The sequence below is a fragment of the Photobacterium sp. R1 genome, assembly GCF_054600795.1.
Window position 1 is genome coordinate 1 of record NZ_BAAHZP010000130.1, and the last position, 412, is coordinate 412.

At 48.8% G+C, this 412-nt stretch carries 1 protein-coding gene; it reads right to left on the reverse strand.

Features of this window, described 5'->3' with window-relative positions; genetic code table 11:
* Nucleotides 1-412, reverse strand: a 412-nt coding sequence (locus tag ACYP03_RS24305) for a PKD domain-containing protein (RefSeq protein WP_459782413.1), incomplete at both ends; no start/stop codon positions are given.

A 412-nucleotide genomic window follows, 5' to 3' on the forward strand; every position in this document is an offset into this window, starting at 1 on the left:
GCAACACCCTGACATAGTAAGTTTGACTGACACTTAAGCCACCTGAGTCAGTCACGGTTAACTCGAATGCCAGGGTCTGTTTTTTTACCGTCTCGGCTGCCTTGACAGTCATTGCCTCGGTGTCAGCACCTTCCATCAACGCTGCTGGCCCCATCACCTGACGCCAGTGATAAAACAATTGCTCTTTATCATCACTGATGACAGGGGCTATGCGCAGTTGATGGTTTGCATAGACAGACAGCATGTCTAACGGGGCCACAACAGGATAAGTATTGCGATAATGTTGCGCCTTGTTCACCGCCACTTTGTTCTGCGGTGAATCGAGGAAAGCATTGATCCCTTTATTTAACCGGGAGAGTTGTTGCTCATCATCGAGCTTGCTGTTGTCCGCAATGTCCTGATTCAGTTCGAA